Annotated in this window: 16 protein-coding genes and 1 rRNA gene; 12 read left to right on the plus strand and 5 right to left on the minus strand. The window is 61.8% G+C overall.

All coding sequences use genetic code 11. From position 1 onward, the window contains the following. Positions 1-72: 72 nt before the first annotated feature. Positions 73-1,609: ribosomal RNA gene (locus tag ACI7M0_RS17625) — 16S ribosomal RNA — on the minus strand. A gap of 474 nt (positions 1,610-2,083) precedes the next feature. Here ACI7M0_RS17625 and rhtA point away from each other — a divergent pair. Continuing rightward, complete coding sequence (gene rhtA / locus ACI7M0_RS17630; RefSeq protein ID WP_010953215.1) at positions 2,084-2,971, plus strand: threonine/homoserine exporter RhtA; 888 nt, start codon at positions 2,084-2,086, stop codon at positions 2,969-2,971. A 192-nt stretch (positions 2,972-3,163) separates the two neighbouring features. Further along, positions 3,164-3,445, plus strand: a complete 282-nt coding sequence (locus ACI7M0_RS17635; RefSeq protein ID WP_014591706.1) for a hypothetical protein — start codon at positions 3,164-3,166, stop codon at positions 3,443-3,445. 39 nt (positions 3,446-3,484) lie between these two features. Here ACI7M0_RS17635 and ACI7M0_RS17640 read toward each other — a convergent pair whose 3' ends face one another. After that, positions 3,485-5,293 carry an aminopeptidase P family protein gene (locus ACI7M0_RS17640; RefSeq protein WP_104962161.1) on the minus strand — a complete coding sequence of 603 codons (1,809 nt, stop codon included), beginning with the start codon at positions 5,291-5,293 and terminating at the stop codon, positions 3,485-3,487. 220 nt (positions 5,294-5,513) lie between these two features. Between ACI7M0_RS17640 and ACI7M0_RS17645 the strand changes: the two genes are divergently transcribed. Beyond that, the gene (locus tag ACI7M0_RS17645; protein WP_129933749.1) at positions 5,514-6,632 is read left to right on the plus strand and encodes a DUF3182 family protein; all 1,119 of its coding nucleotides are present in this window, start codon (positions 5,514-5,516) and stop codon (positions 6,630-6,632) included. Then, positions 6,616-7,386 (plus strand): S9 family peptidase, encoded by a 771-nt coding sequence (locus ACI7M0_RS17650; protein WP_104962163.1) that lies wholly within the window; start codon positions 6,616-6,618, stop codon positions 7,384-7,386. The genes ACI7M0_RS17645 and ACI7M0_RS17650 overlap by 17 nt, the downstream gene beginning before the upstream one ends. On the opposite strand, the gene ACI7M0_RS17655 is transcribed toward ACI7M0_RS17650, so the two are convergent. Beyond that, a complete protein-coding gene (locus ACI7M0_RS17655) occupies positions 7,365-7,745 on the minus strand; it encodes an antibiotic biosynthesis monooxygenase (protein ID WP_010953211.1) in 381 nt (126 codons plus the stop codon). The genes ACI7M0_RS17650 and ACI7M0_RS17655 overlap by 22 nt on opposite strands. A gap of 81 nt (positions 7,746-7,826) precedes the next feature. Continuing rightward, positions 7,827-8,819 (minus strand): GlxA family transcriptional regulator, encoded by a 993-nt coding sequence (locus ACI7M0_RS17660; RefSeq protein WP_129933748.1) that lies wholly within the window; start codon positions 8,817-8,819, stop codon positions 7,827-7,829. Between the two features lie 82 nt (positions 8,820-8,901). Here ACI7M0_RS17660 and ACI7M0_RS17665 point away from each other — a divergent pair, with 82 nt between their 5' ends. After that, positions 8,902-9,450, plus strand: a complete 549-nt coding sequence (locus ACI7M0_RS17665; RefSeq protein ID WP_020191578.1) for a cysteine hydrolase family protein — start codon at positions 8,902-8,904, stop codon at positions 9,448-9,450. Between the two features lie 48 nt (positions 9,451-9,498). On the opposite strand, the gene ACI7M0_RS17670 is transcribed toward ACI7M0_RS17665, so the two are convergent. Further along, positions 9,499-10,062 carry a helix-turn-helix domain-containing protein gene (locus ACI7M0_RS17670; protein ID WP_177413618.1) on the minus strand — a complete coding sequence of 188 codons (564 nt, stop codon included), beginning with the start codon at positions 10,060-10,062 and terminating at the stop codon, positions 9,499-9,501. An 84-nt stretch (positions 10,063-10,146) separates the two neighbouring features. On the opposite strand from ACI7M0_RS17670, the gene ACI7M0_RS17675 reads away from it, so the two are divergent. The 7 genes from ACI7M0_RS17675 (at position 10,147) to ACI7M0_RS17705 (ending at position 17,305) form a co-directional block, all read left to right on the plus strand. Continuing rightward, entirely contained in the window at positions 10,147-11,097 is a 951-nt protein-coding gene (locus ACI7M0_RS17675) for a DMT family transporter (RefSeq protein WP_020191580.1), read from the plus strand. 150 nt (positions 11,098-11,247) lie between these two features. Further along, positions 11,248-14,163 (plus strand): monovalent cation/H+ antiporter subunit A, encoded by a 2,916-nt coding sequence (locus tag ACI7M0_RS17680; protein WP_129933747.1) that lies wholly within the window; start codon positions 11,248-11,250, stop codon positions 14,161-14,163. Further along, positions 14,163-14,507, plus strand: a complete 345-nt coding sequence (locus ACI7M0_RS17685; protein WP_003250128.1) for a Na+/H+ antiporter subunit C — start codon at positions 14,163-14,165, stop codon at positions 14,505-14,507. Before ACI7M0_RS17680 ends, ACI7M0_RS17685 begins: the two co-directional genes overlap by 1 nt. After that, complete coding sequence (locus ACI7M0_RS17690; protein WP_104962167.1) at positions 14,504-16,183, plus strand: monovalent cation/H+ antiporter subunit D; 1,680 nt, start codon at positions 14,504-14,506, stop codon at positions 16,181-16,183. Before ACI7M0_RS17685 ends, ACI7M0_RS17690 begins: the two co-directional genes overlap by 4 nt. After that, positions 16,180-16,668 (plus strand): Na+/H+ antiporter subunit E, encoded by a 489-nt coding sequence (locus tag ACI7M0_RS17695; RefSeq protein ID WP_014591717.1) that lies wholly within the window; start codon positions 16,180-16,182, stop codon positions 16,666-16,668. The genes ACI7M0_RS17690 and ACI7M0_RS17695 overlap by 4 nt, the downstream gene beginning before the upstream one ends. After that, on the plus strand, positions 16,665-16,943 hold the full coding sequence (locus tag ACI7M0_RS17700; protein WP_003250109.1) for a K+/H+ antiporter subunit F: 279 nt from the start codon (positions 16,665-16,667) through the stop codon (positions 16,941-16,943). The genes ACI7M0_RS17695 and ACI7M0_RS17700 overlap by 4 nt, the downstream gene beginning before the upstream one ends. Continuing rightward, the gene (locus ACI7M0_RS17705; protein WP_003250107.1) at positions 16,940-17,305 is read left to right on the plus strand and encodes a Na+/H+ antiporter subunit G; all 366 of its coding nucleotides are present in this window, start codon (positions 16,940-16,942) and stop codon (positions 17,303-17,305) included. Before ACI7M0_RS17700 ends, ACI7M0_RS17705 begins: the two co-directional genes overlap by 4 nt. Positions 17,306-17,316 lie beyond the last annotated feature (11 nt).

Raw genomic sequence — 17,316 nt, forward strand, 5'->3', positions numbered from 1 at the left:
GTTACAGCATCGTCTTTTACAATGAATCAAGCAATTCGTGTGGGAGCTCATCAGCAGGCTGATGTCGTCGATTAAGGAGGTGATCCAGCCGCAGGTTCCCCTACGGCTACCTTGTTACGACTTCACCCCAGTCATGAATCACACCGTGGTAACCGTCCCCCCGAAGGTTAGACTAGCTACTTCTGGTGCAACCCACTCCCATGGTGTGACGGGCGGTGTGTACAAGGCCCGGGAACGTATTCACCGCGACATTCTGATTCGCGATTACTAGCGATTCCGACTTCACGCAGTCGAGTTGCAGACTGCGATCCGGACTACGATCGGTTTTGTGAGATTAGCTCCACCTCGCGGCTTGGCAACCCTCTGTACCGACCATTGTAGCACGTGTGTAGCCCAGGCCGTAAGGGCCATGATGACTTGACGTCATCCCCACCTTCCTCCGGTTTGTCACCGGCAGTCTCCTTAGAGTGCCCACCATAACGTGCTGGTAACTAAGGACAAGGGTTGCGCTCGTTACGGGACTTAACCCAACATCTCACGACACGAGCTGACGACAGCCATGCAGCACCTGTGTCAGAGTTCCCGAAGGCACCAATCCATCTCTGGAAAGTTCTCTGCATGTCAAGGCCTGGTAAGGTTCTTCGCGTTGCTTCGAATTAAACCACATGCTCCACCGCTTGTGCGGGCCCCCGTCAATTCATTTGAGTTTTAACCTTGCGGCCGTACTCCCCAGGCGGTCAACTTAATGCGTTAGCTGCGCCACTAAAATCTCAAGGATTCCAACGGCTAGTTGACATCGTTTACGGCGTGGACTACCAGGGTATCTAATCCTGTTTGCTCCCCACGCTTTCGCACCTCAGTGTCAGTATCAGTCCAGGTGGTCGCCTTCGCCACTGGTGTTCCTTCCTATATCTACGCATTTCACCGCTACACAGGAAATTCCACCACCCTCTACCGTACTCTAGCTTGCCAGTTTTGGATGCAGTTCCCAGGTTGAGCCCGGGGCTTTCACATCCAACTTAACAAACCACCTACGCGCGCTTTACGCCCAGTAATTCCGATTAACGCTTGCACCCTCTGTATTACCGCGGCTGCTGGCACAGAGTTAGCCGGTGCTTATTCTGTCGGTAACGTCAAAACAGCAAGGTATTAGCTTACTGCCCTTCCTCCCAACTTAAAGTGCTTTACAATCCGAAGACCTTCTTCACACACGCGGCATGGCTGGATCAGGCTTTCGCCCATTGTCCAATATTCCCCACTGCTGCCTCCCGTAGGAGTCTGGACCGTGTCTCAGTTCCAGTGTGACTGATCATCCTCTCAGACCAGTTACGGATCGTCGCCTTGGTGAGCCATTACCCCACCAACTAGCTAATCCGACCTAGGCTCATCTGATAGCGCAAGGCCCGAAGGTCCCCTGCTTTCTCCCGTAGGACGTATGCGGTATTAGCGTTCCTTTCGAAACGTTGTCCCCCACTACCAGGCAGATTCCTAGGCATTACTCACCCGTCCGCCGCTGAATCAAGGAGCAAGCTCCCGTCATCCGCTCGACTTGCATGTGTTAGGCCTGCCGCCAGCGTTCAATCTGAGCCATGATCAAACTCTTCAGTTCAATACTGCTTGGGTTTTTAAGAAACCCTAAACTTGGCTCAGCAATCTCAAATGACTATGTGATTTCTCGCATGGCCACTTGTGATGCTGATAATCTTTTTGACTATCAGTCCGTACTCACAAGCACCCACACGAATTGCTTGATTCGATTTGTTAAAGAGCGTTTGGTTAAGAGCTTTTCGTCTCAACCGAGGCGCGCATTCTACGCTTTCCTCAGGGCCTGTCAAGCGTTTATTTTGAAGTTTTTTGCGAGAAACTCGTTTAGCTTCAAACACTTGACTCAACACAGTGGCTAGCTTTGCTTCGCTACCGCGCTGGAGTGGTGCGCATTATAGGGAGGCCATCGAGAAGGTCAACCTTTAATTTCAATGATTTGAAATATTTCTGGCAAAGCCGCTTGAGGGCTACCACCTCCCCCACCAATTGCGCACTATATTGCTCACCATCTCCCCCGCCCAAGGATTGCCGCACTTAAATGAACACCCAACCCCGCAGCCTGGCCGCCACTCTCTTCCCGATCGGCCTACTGCTTATCGCCATGGCATCGATTCAGTCCGGCGCCTCCCTGGCCAAAAGCATGTTCCCGATCGTCGGCGCACAAGGCACTACCACCCTGCGCCTGATCTTCGCCAGCATCATCATGCTCCTTATATTGCGCCCGTGGCGGGTACGCATGACCGCCAACACGTTGCGCAATGTGGTCATCTACGGCATGGCACTGGGCGGCATGAACTTCCTCTTCTATATGGCCCTGCAAACGGTACCAATCGGTATCGCCGTCGCCCTGGAATTCACCGGCCCGTTGGCCGTGGCGATCTTCTCCTCGCGCCGAGCGATCGATTTCCTGTGGATTGCCCTGGCCATCGCAGGCCTGCTGCTGTTGCTGCCGGCAGGTCACAGCGGCCAGGCACTCGACCCAGTGGGCGCCGCCTATGCGCTGGGGGCGGGTGTGTGCTGGGCGCTGTACATCCTGTTCGGGCAACGTGCAGGGGCCGAGCACGGCATCCAGAGCGCGGCCCTGGGGGTGGTGGTCGCGGCCCTGTTCGTCGCCCCCATCGGTATCGCCCACGCCGGTAGCGCTCTGCTCACACCTGCCGTGATCCCCATGGCGTTTGCCGTTGCAATACTGTCCACCGCCCTGCCATACAGCCTGGAAATGGTTGCCCTTACGCGGATTCCGGCGCGCACGTTCGGCACCCTGATGAGCATCGAACCGGCATTTGGCGCATTGTCCGGCCTGCTTTTCCTCGGCGAGGTGCTGACGCTCACTCAATGGCTGGCGATTCTGGCAATCATTACCGCTTCGGTCGGCACCACCCTGTCCATGCGCAAGGCGCCCAGCCCGGCCATCGCAGCAGACTGATATGAGAAATATTTTCATTTGAGAAAGGATTAATGATTGTAGCAGCCTGTCTCGCTGATTAAGCTGTCACAGAATCATCATCTTTACGCTATCTACTGGGCCGAACACGGACGCTGGGGGAAGGTTCAGGAAGAACCGAAGCGACAACGACAGGGTCGTGACAACTGATTTGCCCTGCATTTAAGGACAGGAATGAAACGAATTTTTCTCATCCTGGCCATCTTGGCCATTGCTGGATGTGCCGCCACAGCCAAGACCGAGGTGAAAAGGGGCAAGAAGGGCCTGCATATCAATTGCTCCGGTCTTTCTTCCTCGTGGGACAATTGCTACAGCAAGGCCGCAAGCGCCTGCAGCACGCGCGGCTACCGGGTCATTGCGCGCTCGGGCGATAGCGATGAAGAGGCCGGTGACTATTTGTTCGGCATCAACCCGGCGGGTTACACCAGCCGGAGCATGATCATCATCTGTAAATAGAGAAAAGGGCAGTTCGCAAACTGCCCTTTTTCCGCTGCGTTACAGCGGTGCAGTACGCATCTCCAGCCAGGCTAGCGCATCCCCTTGGAGCAAGGGCGCCAGGCGCTCATGTACGCAGGCGTGGTAGCCGTTCAGCCACTCCACCTCCTCCTTGGTCAGCAACTCGGGCAACAGACAGCGGGTGTCGATAGGGCACAGCGTCAAGGTTTCGAACTGCAGGAAGTCACCAAAGGCACTCTTCCCCGCTTCTCGGTTGACCACCAGGTTCTCGATGCGAACGCCCCACAGCCCCGGGCGGTACGTACCCGGCTCGATCGAGCTGATCATGCCCACTTGCATCGCCGTCTGCGGTGCAGGTGCCGCCTGGTAGGCGATCACTTGAGGTCCCTCATGCACGTTCATGAAGTAGCCCACGCCGTGGCCGGTACCATGGCCATAGTCGACCTGGTCAGCCCAGATCGGCGCCCGGGCAATGGCGTCGAGCAACGGCGACAGTACCCCTCGCGGGAACGTGGCACGCGACAAGGCAATCATGCCCTTGAGTACACGGGTGCAGTCCTGCTTCTGAGCCTGGCTGGGGTTACCGACCGGCACCATGCGGGTGATGTCGGTAGTGCCGCCCAGGTACTGACCGCCCGAGTCGATCAGCAGCAAGCCATTACCCTCGATGAGCGCATGCGACTGCTCGGTGGCCCGGTAGTGTGGCATCGCGCCATTGCCATTGAAGGCGGCAATGGTAGAAAAACTCAGTGACACGAAATTCGGCCGTCGAGCTCGCGCGGCACTCAATTGCTCGTCAACCGTCAGCTCGGTAATGACCTCCCGGCCGAGGTTCGCCTCGAACCAGGCGAAAAACTCGCACAAGGCTGCGCCGTCCTGCTCCATGACCTGGCGAATATGCACCAGGTCGTCGTCACCCTTGCAGGACTTGCTCAGCGTGGTGGGGTTTAGCCCCTCGACAAGAATCACCTCTGCCGCCAGGTTGTCCAGCAGGCCGCAGGTGACCCGGGCCGGGTCCACCAGCAACCGCGCCCCCGCAGGAACGGTGCCTAGCGCCTTGCCTGCTTCGCTGTAGTCGCGCACCTCGATGCCGTCGACCTCCAGCACATGACGCAGGTGCTCGTCCACCTTGTCCTGGCCCACGAACAGGATGGCCTGCTGCTGATTGATCAGGGCAAAGGCCAGGAAAACCGGATTGTAGGAGACATCGCTGCCGCGCAGGTTGAACAGCCAGGCAATGTCATCCAGGGTAGCGATGAAATGCCAGTCGGCACCCTTGGCCTGGATGCCCTGGCGCAATTGCGCGAGCTTTTCCGCCCGGCTCACCGTGGCGTGGGGCGGCAGGTGCTGGTACACCGGGTTACCGGGCAGCGCCGGGCGCCCGTCCCAGACCTGACCCAGCAGGTCCATGTCTGTCACCAGCTGCGCTCCACGCGCCTTCAGCCGCTCAGCCAGCTGGCGCGCCGAAGCCAGGGCCATGACCGCACCATCCACTGCCACGCGACCGTTGGGCTCGACATTTTCGCCCAACCATTCCAACGCCCCGGGTTTGCCCGGCAACAGTTTCATCAGTTCGATGCCGCTGCCCTTAAGCTCCTGAGCTGCCTGCTCCCAGTAGCGGCTGTCGACCCACAGCCCGGCAAAGCCGGGGGTGACCACCAGCGTACCAACCGAGCCATGGAACCCCGAAAGCCACTGGCGCCCCTGCCAGTAACCGGGCAGGTATTCGGAAAGGTGGGGGTCGGCCGAGGGGACCAGCAAGGCATCGATGCCCCCTGCCGCCATGGCTTGGCGCACGTGCACCAGTCGCTGCGGCACGCTTTGCTCAAGGGTGGTCTGGACGTTCATGCGCTCTCCTGCGGCTTCATAACGGTTGATCCAATAGGCCGATAATGGAACAGCCGCCAGGGCGCTGCAATCGCGACGACCAAGATACGGCATGCCTTGCCCACGACGCCCTGTGCCAATAGGACACTTCCTACAACAGGACCAGGACCACCGATCAAGTTTCCCTGAACTTCCCCAGGACACCGGCTTCACACACAGTACATTCATTGCACACAGGCAAATGACCATGCCCAGTGCCATCGAACCGAAAGCCGGCGTGGTGTTGCTTGACACCCGCGACCACACGCCCGAACACGAGCACGGCGTTCATCTCAAGCTTGCCGAAGGCCTGGCACGTTTGCTGGGCTGCCCACTTATACAGCCCATGCGGCCGCCAGATGCAGCCGATGCCTACTATTATCTGCCAACCGAGACCCTGATCGACCCCAGACGATATGCCGCCTTGGGTATTTGCAGCGAACAGGACCTGTTTGGCGGCATGGTGCCGTACCCCTACATGGCGACCAAGGCGATCTCTCACCCGTTACCCGCCGGAGCCAGCTTCCCGCCAGGCTGGACCGACGACTTCGCCCGACAGGCCAGCGATGCCCTGCTGCGCGGCTACACCGTGTTCAGCAAAGGCGACGCTCGCACTGCCGCACAGTTGCTGCTGCTCGACGGCCCGCTGAGGGTCAAACCGGTACTGGCTTGTGCGGGACGCGGGCAACAGGTCATCACCACTGCAGATGCCCTGGAGCCTCTGCTGGCCGATATGGATGACCACACGTTGGCGCAGTGGGGCCTGGTGCTCGAAGAAGACCTGAGCGAGGTGCAAACCTTCAGCGTCGGCCAGGTGCGCGTCGCCGGCTTGACCTGCAGCTACCACGGCACCCAGCAACTGACACGTGACCATCAGGGTACCGAGGTCTACGGCGGTTCTGACCTGGTGGTGGTACGCGGCGACTATCAGGCGTTGCTACAGCTCCCACTGGACGACCACCTGCGCCTTGCCATCAACCAGGCCATGGTTTACGAACAAGCCGCCGAGCAGCACTTCCCGGGCTTTGTCGCCTCACGTCGCAACTATGACATCGCCCGCGGCATCAGCCCTTCGGGCCATCTGTGCAGCGGGGTGCTCGAACAATCCTGGCGCCTGGGTGGTGCCAGCAGTGCCGAACTGTTGGCCCTGCAGGCGTTTGCCGATGACCCCGCATTGCAACGGGTGCGTGCTTCCACCCACGAAGTATTCGGCAACCCCGACCTGCCCGCTGACGCCACCTTCTTTTACCAAGGAAACGACAGTGAACTCGGACAACTCAGCAAATTTGCGCGGATTCGCGACCATGGCCATTCAGAGTGAAACCGTTGAACTGCAGGTCGAGAATGACCGCATCGCCGGCACTTTGGTCAGCCCGGGCACCAAAATGCCGGGCATTCTCTTCGTACACGGCTGGGGCGGCAGCCAGCAACGTGACCTGGCCCGCGCCCGGCATATCACCGGACTGGGATGCGTGTGCATGACCTTTGACCTGCGCGGTCACGAAAAAACTGAAAGCCAGCGCCTCACGGTCACCCGTGAACAAAACCTGCAGGACTTGCTGGTGGCTTACGATCGACTGGTCAGCCACCCGGCGGTCGACAGCAGCGCCATCGCCGTTATCGGCAGCAGCTATGGCGGTTACCTGGCGACTCTGCTGACCCGCGAACGGCCGGTCAGATGGCTGGCCCTGCGGGTACCTGCCATGTACTGGGATGACGAATGGGGCAGCCCGAAGCAAACCCTTGACCGTCAACGCCTGAATGCCTATCGCCAGCGTCCCTTGGGCCCGGCCGACAACCGCGCGCTGGCCGCGTGCGCCGAATTCGGCGGGGATGTGTTGCTGGTGGAGTCCGAGCAGGATGACTACGTGCCGCACAGTACCTTGATGAATTACCGCTCGGCGTTCGTCAACGCCCACTCGCTCACCCATCGCATCGTCGACGGCGCCGACCACGCGCTGTCCAGCGAACAGAGCCAGAAAGCGTATAGCTCGCTCCTGGCGGCATGGATCAGCGAAATGGTCATCGGTGCCCGCCTGGATCGCTACCCGCACTACGCACCTTGGTATGCCTGAGGACCGCCCATCTGGCAATGCAGGACGCCATCGTCCCCGCGCACCAGGCTGCGCAGGGCCTGGTAGGCGGCGAAGTTGACACCGCGTGCCTGATGCTGGCCCAGCAGGTCAAGAAACGATTCCTCGACGAAGTGCACGGCCGCCGCAGCCCAGGCCTGGCGTGACTGCCATTGCAGGTACTGCAACACCCGGCAGCCATCGTCGCTGGCCTGGATGCTCACACCCTGCAGCCCTTCGCAACGCGCAGCCAATGCTTCACTACGCTCCACCAGGGCCTGAGCCAATGCTTGCTGGTACATACTGGGTACTTCGTATTCGATCATCTGGGTGAACCACAAGGCATGAGGTGTTGCCAACATCGACAGTCTCCTGGCTACGTACGCATGCAGCGCGATGCCGAGCAGGGTAAGACCTCAAGTAAAGTCAAGGTCAAGTGGTTTCTACAGACCCTGGCCGGATACCGCAAACCGCCGCCGATAGTCACTCGGGGTAAGGCCGATGACACGCTGGAACACCTTGCGAAACGCGCCCGGATCCTGGTAACCGACACCCCACGCGATCTGTTCGACGGTGCGCCGGGTAAACTCCAGCAAGCGGCACGCCCGCCCCACCCTCACCTGCTGGCAATACTCGGTCGGGCGCAGCCCGGTAGCGGCACGAAAGCGCCGCAAGAAAGTGCGCGCCTCCAGCCCCGCGCAGGCCGCCATCGTGGCCAGGTCGGCATCCTGCCCGCCATTGCCCTGCAACCAGTGCTGCACCTTCAACACGGCCTCGTCGCCGTGGTCCAGGCGCGGGTTGAACACAGCGCCGGGCAGCGGCGCCGCGACCGGATCGACGGCCAGATAGCGGGCAGTCTCCTGAGCCACCGTCGCCCCCAAAAAGCGCTCCAGCAAGCGCAAGCCGAGGTCCGTCCAGGCCATCAACCCTGCCGAGGTCACGATGTCGCCGTCATCCAGCAACGGCTGCTGGGCCTCTACCCGCACCCTGGGGAAGCGCTGGGCAAGCGCCTGCACATAGTTCCAGTGCGTGCAGGCCGGGCGCCCGTCGAGCAAACCGCTGGCGGCAATGAAAAATACACCGATGCATACCGACGCCAGCACCGTACCACGCCCGTGCAGCAGGCAAAGCGGCGCGCGGTGGCGTTCGAGCAATTCGGTTTGCGGGGCCGACTCCAGGCTTGGCGGAATGATCAGGACGCGCAGGTCCAGTACGGTGACAGCAGAGTTATCCGACGCAGGCAACAACTGCCCCGTCTCATCTGCCTGCCAGCAACTGACGCGAATGTGTGGCAACTCGACGGCCCCCAGTTCGGCCGCAACCCGGTTGGCCACCAGGAACAGGTCGGCCAGGCCATGCACAGCGGCGCGCTGCACGCCGGGGTACAACAGCAAGCCGATATCCAGGTTAGCGCTGGTGTCAGTTTTTGCCCGCATAGTGTCGTTCGCGCCAATCCTCAGGTGGGTGAACACAGCCTATAACTAACGTCTCTCGACGACTACTGCCACAGGAGGCAGCATGAGCAAGCAGGCACTGATCATCATCGACATCCAGAACGACTACTTCCCAGGCGGCAAGTGGCCCCTCGATGGCGTCGACCAGGCAGCCGACAACGCCGCCCGCCTGCTGGCAGCAGCACGCCAGCGCGGCGACCTGGTGGTGCATGTGCGGCATGAGTTCGACACTGCCGATGCCCCCTTCTTTGCCCCCGGTTCGCAGGGTGCGGCCATCCACGCCAAGGTCGAGCCATTGCCGGGCGAGCCGGTGGTGCTCAAGCACAAGGTCAACGCCTTTCTCGGTACCGATCTTGAGCACACGCTGGACCGGCATGGCGTCGAGGCGCTGACCATCGTCGGCAGCATGAGCCACATGTGCATTGATGCTGCCACCCGGGCTGCGGCCGATATGGGCTATCAAGTGACCGTGGCGCACGATGCCTGCGCAACCCTGCCACTGACCTTCGACGGCAAGCAGGTGCCGGCGGCTCATGTGCACGATTCGGCGATGGCGGCGCTGGCGTTTGCCTATGCCGATGTGGTGAAGACCGAGGAGCTTCTGAAAAACTGATCGGCTTGAGACCTTTGGGGCCGCACAGCAGCCTCAAAGCCTGCAGCCTCAAATCACCACATTGCGCACAAACCGAACAGCCACCACGCCATCGTTACGGTAGGCATACCGGCAATTGCTGGGGAACACATGGAACTGCCCCACCCGCAAGCGATGCTCGACCTCTTCGATGATCAGCGTCAGTTGCCCATCGACCACGTAGATCTGCTCGCTCCAGCCTTCGGCATCGGCCTCACTGCAATAGCACTCCCCCGGTGCCAGGGTCCATTCCCAAAGTTCCACCTCGCGCCTTGCCGGGCTGGTGCCCAGCAACACCGCTCGGCTGTGCGGGTGTTCGCCAGCCCACGCCAGCTCTTCAATGCGCCCGGGGTCGCGCAGCTCAGGCGCCTGGATCAGGGTACTGAAAGCCACGCCCAAGGCTTCGGCAATCAGGTCCAATGTGGTCAGGCTGACATTCTTCTCGCCCGCCTCGATCGCGACCAGCATGCGCCGGCTGACCCCTGAACGCTCGGCCAGTGCCGCCTGACTCATGCCGGCGGCGTTGCGCAGGCGGCGCACATTGAGGCTGACATGTTGCAGCACCGATGCCCGGTGCGAAGAATCCTTGTGCACTATATTGCTCACTGGTCAAGATTGCGCAGTATACTGCCCACTTTTGCGGCGATTGTGCGCCGCCCTTTCCGAGTGTGCAAGACCATGAACCAGCCCAGCAACAAGCCCACCCCTGCCGTCACCTTCCGCCTGAGCAAGGCCGAACTGGTGCTGGTATTCATCACCATGTTGTGGGGCGGCACGTTCCTGTTGGTGCATAACGTGATGGCCGTCAGCGGCCCGATGTTCTTCGTCGGCCTGCGCTTTGCGGCAGCCGCGCTGTTCGTTGGTGTGGTCTCGGCGCGAGCGCTGCCCGGTCTGACCTTCACCGAACTGAAGGCCGGCATGCTGATCGGCGTGTCGATCATGCTCGGCTATGGCCTGCAGACCATGGGCCTGCAGACCATCAGCAGCAGCCAGTCAGCGTTCATCACTGCGCTGTACGTCCCGTTCGTGCCGCTGCTGCAGTGGCTGGTGCTGGGGCGTCGCCCTGGCCTGATGCCCAGCATGGGTATCTGCCTGGCATTCATCGGCCTGATGCTGCTGGCCGGGCCGGAAGGCGGCAGCCTGCGTTTCAGCGAGGGCGAACTGGTCACCCTGATCAGCGCCGTGGCCATCGCCGGTGAAATCATTCTGATCAGCCGCTACGCCGGTCAGGTCGATGTGCGCCGGGTTACTGTGGTGCAACTGGCGACTGCATCGCTGCTGGCGTTCCTGATGATCGTGCCGACCCAGGAGCGCATCCCCGACTTCTCCTGGCTGTTGCTGGCCAGTGCAGTGGGCCTGGGCGCAATGAGTGCAGTGATCCAAGTGGCGATGAACTGGGCACAGAAGTCGGTCTCGCCCACCCGCGCCACACTCATTTATGCCGGTGAACCGGTGTGGGCCGGCATCGTCGGGCGTCTGGCGGGCGAGCGCCTGCCTGGCGTGGCGCTGCTCGGCGGCCTGCTGATCGTGGTCGCCGTGGTGGTCAGTGAACTCAAGGTGCGGCGCCCTCGCGAAACCGTCGAAACACGCGATGTGCAGAACCCGGGCGAACGCCAGGCGGGGCTGTAGAACGGTCACCAGCGGCTATTCTTTGTAAAAAACTGTTATAAAAAAACCGCTTGTCACAGCCGGTTTGTAGGATCCTGCGACAGCTTGCGTGTTGGTGATAAACACCTCGGCACGTATGATTCTTTGCAAACTTCTCCAGAATAGGCCGCTATGTCCTTGATAGTGCTATTGCTTCTGCCGTTCGTGGGCAGTTGCCTGGCAGCTGTGCTGCCGCACAACGCACGTAACGCCGAGTCCATTCTTGCCGGGCTCGTAGCCCTGGTCGGCACCGTCCAGGTAGCACTTCTATACCCTCAGGTTGCCCATGGTGGCGTCATTCGCGAAGAGTTCCTGTGGCTGCCCAGCCTGGGAATGAACCTGGTGTTGCGCATGGACGGCTTTGCCTGGCTGTTCTCGTTGCTGGTACTGGGCATTGGCGCACTGGTATCGCTGTATGCCCGCTACTACATGTCACCGCAAGATCCGGTACCACGCTTCTTCGCGTTCTTCCTGGCCTTCATGGGCGCCATGCTCGGCCTGGTCATCTCCGGCAACCTGATCCAACTGGTGTTCTTCTGGGAACTGACCAGCCTGTTCTCCTTCCTGCTGATCGGCTACTGGCACCACCGCGCCGACGCCCGTCGCGGCGCCTACATGGCGCTGATGGTAACCGGTGCAGGCGGCTTGTGCCTGCTGGTAGGGGCCCTGCTGCTCGGCCATGTGGTCGGCAGCTATGACCTGGACAAGGTCCTGGCTGCCGGGCATGTCATCCGCCAGCATGCGCTTTACCCGGTGCTGCTGCCCCTGATACTCATCGGCGCCCTGACCAAGAGCGCACAGTTTCCCTTCCAGTTCTGGCTGCCCCACGCCATGGCAGCGCCCACACCGGTGTCGGCCTATTTGCACTCTGCAACCATGGTCAAGGCCGGGGTGTTCCTGCTGGCACGCCTGTGGCCGGTACTTTCCGGTAGCGAGGAGTGGTTCTGGATCGTTGGCGGTGCCGGCGCCCTCACCCTGCTGCTCGGCGCTTTCGCCGCCATGTTCCAGAACGACCTCAAGGGCCTGCTGGCCTATTCGACCATCAGCCACCTGGGCCTGATTACCCTGCTGCTGGGCCTTAACAGCCCGCTGGCTGCCGTCGCCGCGGTATTCCACATTCTCAACCATGCCACCTTCAAGGCCTCGCTGTTCATGGCCGCCGGCATCATCGACCACGAGAGCGGCACCCGTGACATTCGCCGCCTCAGCGGCCTGATCCGCCTGGTGCCCTACACCGCGACACTGGCCATGGTCGCCAGCGCGTCGATGGCCGGCGTGCCGCTGATGAACGGCTTCCTGTCGAAGGAAATGTTCTTCGCCGAAACGGTATTCATCAGTTCCACCGCCTGGGTCGAGGCCACGCTGCCGGTAATCGCCACCCTGGCCGGCACCTTCAGCGTGGCGTATGCCCTGCGTTTTACCGTCGATGTGTTCTTCGGGCCGACAGCCCAGGACCTGCCCCATACCCCGCACGAGCCGCCACGCTGGATGCGTGCTCCGGTGGAGCTGCTGGTGCTCACGTGCCTGGTAGTGGGCATCTTCCCCACCCAGTCGGTCGGCCCCCTGTTGGCCGCTGCGGCCCTGCCGGTGGTTGGCGGTACCCTGCCGGAATACAGCCTGGCCATCTGGCATGGCTGGAACGCGCCGATGATCATGAGCCTGGTCGCCATGAGCGGCGGCATCGTCCTGTACCTGTTGCTGCGCAAGCAATTGCGCCTGGGCCGCTTCCCCTACCCGCCCGTGATCGAGCGCTTCAATGGCAAGCGACTGTTCGAGCACGGCCAGGTTCACCTGATGCTGCTGGCGCGTCGCATCGAGCGCGTGCTCACCACCCGCCGACTGCAGTCGCAGCTGTTCATGCTGGTATTCGCCGCGTTCCTCGCGGGCCTCACGCCTATGCTGTATAGCGGCCTGAGCTGGGGTGATCGCCCGAAGATTCCCGGTTCGGGCGTGTTCGTCGCCCTGTGGCTGATCGCCATTGCCTGCGCCATCGGCGCCGCCTATCAGGCCAAGTACCACCGCCTGGCGGCACTGATCATGGTCAGCGTCTGCGGCCTGATGACCTGCATCACTTTCGTCTGGTTCTCTGCGCCCGACCTGGCACTGACCCAGTTGGTGGTGGAAGTGGTCACCACCGTCCTGATCCTGCTCGGCCTGCGCTGGCTGCCACGGCGTATCGAAGGCGTGTCGCCGCTGCCTGGTAGCCTGGAGCGCGCGCGCCTGCGCCGCCTGCGCGACTTGCTGCTGGCCGTGCTGGTGGGTGGCGGCATGGCGGTGCTGTCGTACGCCATGCTGACCCGGCCGACGCCCAACGACATTTCCTCGTTCTATTTGAGCCGTGCATTGCCTCAGGGCGGCGGCACCAATGTGGTCAATGTCATGCTGGTCGACTTCCGCGGCTTCGATACCCTCGGTGAAATCACCGTATTGGTGGCTGTGGCATTGACCGTGTTCGCCCTGCTACGGCGCTTCCGTCCTCCGAAAGAGAGCATGCAGCTGCCGGCGCAACAACGCCAGTTGGCGCCGGACGTGGTCACCGACCTGATCAACCCGCGGCATGCCACCGATACCGCGCTGGGCTTCATGATGGTGCCTGCAGCGCTGGTGCGCCTGCTGCTGCCGATCGCCTTGCTGGTGTCGATGTACCTGTTCATGCGCGGGCACAACCAGCCCGGTGGCGGGTTTGTCGCTGGCTTGGTCATGTCGGTGGCGTTCATCCTCCAGTACATGGTGGCCGGCACCCAGTGGGTCGAGGCGCAGATGAGCCTGCGGCCGCTGCGCTGGATGGGTACCGGGCTGCTGTGCGCGACCCTGACCGGGGTCGGTGCCATGCTGCTGGGTTACCCGTTCCTCACCACCCATACCGCCCACTTGCACCTGCCGTTGCTGGGTGATGTGCACGTGGCCAGCGCGCTGTTCTTCGATATCGGCGTATACACCGTCGTGGTCGGCTCGACGTTGCTGATCCTCACGGCCTTGGCGCACCAGTCGGTGCGCGCCTATCGCCCGGGCAACCCGGCAAAAACCAGCCAAGCAGGAGCCGCCTGATGGAAGAAGTGATTGCAGTCGCCATCGGCGTGCTGGCTGCCTCTGGGGTGTGGCTGATCCTGCGCCCGCGTACCTACCAGGTGATCATGGGCCTGTGTCTGCTTTCTTACGGGGTCAACCTGTTCATCTTCAGCATGGGCAGCCTGTTCATCGGCAAGGAGCCAATCATCAAGGATGGCGTTACCCAGGACCTGTTGCATTACACCGACCCGCTGCCACAGGCACTGGTGCTCACCGCCATCGTCATCAGTTTCGCCATGACCGCGCTGTTCCTGGTGGTGCTGCTGGCCTCGCGCGGCCTGACCGGTACCGACCACGTGGATGGCCGGGAGCGTGACGAATGAGTGATCTGAGTCAACTGATTGTCGCCCCCATCCTGCTGCCGCTGATTACGGCGGCGATAATGTTGCTGCTGGGTGAAAAGCACAGGCACATCAAGGCCAGGCTGAACCTGCTGTCTACCTTCTCCGGCCTGGCAATCGCGGTCTGTCTGCTGCTGTGGGTGCGCACCCAGGGCCAGGCAGCGTCGATTGGCGTGTACCTGCCGGGCAACTGGCCGGCGCCATTCGGCATCGTGCTGGTGGTGGACCACCTGTCCGCGCTCTTGCTGACCCTGACCGGGGTCATCGGTTTCAGCGCGCTGCTATTTGCCCGTGCCCGCTGGGACGGTGCAGGGGCCAGCTTCCATGCGCTGTTCCAGATCCAGCTAATGGGGCTGTACGGCGCCTTCCTCACCGCCGACCTGTTCAACCTGTTCGTCTTCTTCGAAGTGCTGCTGGCCGCCTCCTATGGCCTGCTGCTGCATGGTTCGGGGCGTGCGCGGGTGCGCGCAGGCCTGCACTACATCGCTATCAACCTGTTTGCCTCGTCGCTGTTCCTGATCGGCGCAGCGATGCTGTATGGCGTGACCGGCACCCTGAACATGGCCGACCTGGCGCTGAAGGTTCCACTGGTACCGGAGGCCGACCGTGGCCTGCTGCATGCCGGCGCAGCAATCCTGGCCGTGGCCTTCCTGGTCAAGGCCGGTATCTGGCCGCTGAACTTCTGGCTGGTGCCAGCTTACGCGTCAGCCAGCGCGCCGGTGGCTGCACTGTTCGCCATCATGACCAAAGTCGGCCTGTACGCCGTGCTGCGCCTGTGGACGCTGCTGTTCTCCGGGCAGGCCGGGGCCTCGGCTTACTTCGGCGGCGAATGGCTGGTTTACGGCGGCCTGGTCACCCTTGCGGTGGCAGCGGTATCGATCCTGGCAGCACAGCGCCTGGAGCGTATGGCGGCACTCAGCATCCTGGTTTCGGCCGGCACGCTGCTGGGTGCGGTGGGTTTTGCCCAGGCGGCCCTGACCGGCGCTGCGCTGTTCTACCTGGTCAACTCGACCCTTGCGCTGTGCGCACTGTTCCTGCTCGCCGAACTGGTCGAACGCTCACGCTCGGCCAATGAAGCGCCGCTGGACGAAGAAGAAGACGCCATGCCACCGCCACTGGAATCGCTGCACCCGCCCAAGGGCATCAACCTCGACGATGAACAGCAGGTGGTAATCGGCCAGATCATCCCGTGGACCATGGCCTTCCTCGGCCTCAGCTTCATTGCCTGCGCACTACTGATCATCGGCATGCCGCCGCTGTCGGGCTTTGTCGGCAAGCTCAACCTGATCAGCGCGCTGTTCAATCCACTGGGCCTCGGCGTACCGGCCGAGCAGCCGCTGAGTGCCGCCGGCTGGGGCCTGGTAGCGTTGCTGATCCTGTCCGGCATGGCCTCGCTGATCGCCTTCGGCCGCGTCGGCATCCAGCGTTTCTGGAAGCCCGAAGAGCGCCCGTCACCGGTGCTGCGGCGCTATGAATGCCTGCCCATCGTCATCCTGCTCGGCTTGTGCCTCATCCTCAGCTTCAAGGCCGAGCCGTTGCTGCGCTACACCCAGGACACTGCCGCCAGCCTGCAGGCCCCCGATGCCTATATCAAAGCCGTGATGGCCGCCCAGCCGATTCCTGGCCCCACCTCGCGCGACGTACAGGTGCAGCCATGAACCGACTGTTCCCCGCTCCACTGTTATCGGTCTCGCTGTTTGGCCTGTGGCTGCTGCTGAACCTCTCGGTCAGCCCCGGCAACCTGCTGCTGGGAGCCGCACTTGGCATACTGGCGCCACTGTTGATGGCGCCCCTGCGCCCGCAGCATGCACACGTACGGCGCCCCCTTGCCATCGCCCGCCTCATCTGCCGGGTCGGCATCGATGTGATCACCTCCAACCTGCTGGTGGCCCGTGGTGTGCTGCGGGCCGGCAAGCAGCCGCCACGCTCTGCGTTTGTTCACATACCATTGGCATTGCGTGACCCCCACGGCCTGGCAGCGCTGTCGATGATCACCACCGTGGTGCCTGGTACAGTCTGGTCCGAACTGGCACTGGACCGCAGTGTGCTGTTGCTGCATGTGTTTGAGCTGGACGATGAGGCGGCCTTCATACAGCACTTCAAGGACACTTACGAACGCCCGCTTATGGAGATTTTCCAATGACAGGCCTGCTCGCCAATGCCGTCCTCGCCAGCCTGTTCATCTTCGCCCTGGCCATGGGCCTGGCGCTGATCCGGCTGTTCCGTGGCCCGTCCGCCCAAGACCGCGTGCTGGCCCTGGACTACCTGTACATCCTGGCCATGCTCACCATGCTGGTGCTGGGTATCCGTTATGCCAGTGACACCTACTTCGAAGGTGCCCTGCTGATTGCACTGTTTGGTTTCGTCGGCTCGTTTGCCTTGGCCAAGTTTCTGCTACGCGGTGAGGTGATCGAATGACTGAAGCCCTGGTACTGCCGTTCTGGCTGGAGCTGGTCACTGCCGCGCTACTGCTCACCGGCAGCCTGTTCGCCCTGGTCGGTGCTATAGGCCTGGTACGCCTGAAAGACTACTTCCAGCGCATGCACCCGCCAGCGCTGGCCTCGACCCTTGGTGCCTGGTGCGTGGCACTGGCCTCGATCATCTACTTTTCGTGGCTCAAGGGCACCCCGGTGCTCCACGCGTGGCTGATTCCGATCCTGCTGTCGATCACCGTGCCGATAACCACGCTGTTGCTGGCGCGGGCGGCGCTATTCCGCAAGCGCATGTCGAAAGAGCCGGTGCCTGAAGAGGTCAGCAGCGGCCGGGACCGTGGCAATTGAAGGTTTGCCGT

Source organism: Pseudomonas sp. 10(2024) (assembly GCF_045164175.1).
Taxonomy (GTDB): Bacteria; Pseudomonadota; Gammaproteobacteria; order Pseudomonadales; family Pseudomonadaceae; genus Aquipseudomonas; species Aquipseudomonas alloputida.

What these genes read in the sequence shown, in the direction of transcription:
- ACI7M0_RS17700 (WP_003250109.1), top strand. Translation starts at nt 16,665, where the DNA reads ATGACAGGCCTGCTCGCCAATGCCGTCCTCGCCAGCCTGTTCATCTTC.
- ACI7M0_RS17705 (WP_003250107.1), top strand. Translation starts at nt 16,940, where the DNA reads ATGACTGAAGCCCTGGTACTGCCGTTCTGGCTGGAGCTGGTCACTGCC.
- ACI7M0_RS17680 (WP_129933747.1), top strand. Translation starts at nt 11,248, where the DNA reads ATGTCCTTGATAGTGCTATTGCTTCTGCCGTTCGTGGGCAGTTGCCTG.
- rhtA (WP_010953215.1), top strand. Translation starts at nt 2,084, where the DNA reads ATGAACACCCAACCCCGCAGCCTGGCCGCCACTCTCTTCCCGATCGGC.
- ACI7M0_RS17645 (WP_129933749.1), top strand. Translation starts at nt 5,514, where the DNA reads ATGACCATGCCCAGTGCCATCGAACCGAAAGCCGGCGTGGTGTTGCTT.
- ACI7M0_RS17690 (WP_104962167.1), top strand. Translation starts at nt 14,504, where the DNA reads ATGAGTGATCTGAGTCAACTGATTGTCGCCCCCATCCTGCTGCCGCTG.
- ACI7M0_RS17640 (WP_104962161.1), bottom strand. Translation starts at nt 5,293, where the DNA reads ATGAACGTCCAGACCACCCTTGAGCAAAGCGTGCCGCAGCGACTGGTG.
- ACI7M0_RS17695 (WP_014591717.1), top strand. Translation starts at nt 16,180, where the DNA reads ATGAACCGACTGTTCCCCGCTCCACTGTTATCGGTCTCGCTGTTTGGC.
- ACI7M0_RS17685 (WP_003250128.1), top strand. Translation starts at nt 14,163, where the DNA reads ATGGAAGAAGTGATTGCAGTCGCCATCGGCGTGCTGGCTGCCTCTGGG.
- ACI7M0_RS17655 (WP_010953211.1), bottom strand. Translation starts at nt 7,745, where the DNA reads ATGTTGGCAACACCTCATGCCTTGTGGTTCACCCAGATGATCGAATAC.
- ACI7M0_RS17675 (WP_020191580.1), top strand. Translation starts at nt 10,147, where the DNA reads ATGAACCAGCCCAGCAACAAGCCCACCCCTGCCGTCACCTTCCGCCTG.
- ACI7M0_RS17650 (WP_104962163.1), top strand. Translation starts at nt 6,616, where the DNA reads ATGGCCATTCAGAGTGAAACCGTTGAACTGCAGGTCGAGAATGACCGC.
- ACI7M0_RS17665 (WP_020191578.1), top strand. Translation starts at nt 8,902, where the DNA reads ATGAGCAAGCAGGCACTGATCATCATCGACATCCAGAACGACTACTTC.
- ACI7M0_RS17635 (WP_014591706.1), top strand. Translation starts at nt 3,164, where the DNA reads ATGAAACGAATTTTTCTCATCCTGGCCATCTTGGCCATTGCTGGATGT.
- ACI7M0_RS17660 (WP_129933748.1), bottom strand. Translation starts at nt 8,819, where the DNA reads ATGCGGGCAAAAACTGACACCAGCGCTAACCTGGATATCGGCTTGCTG.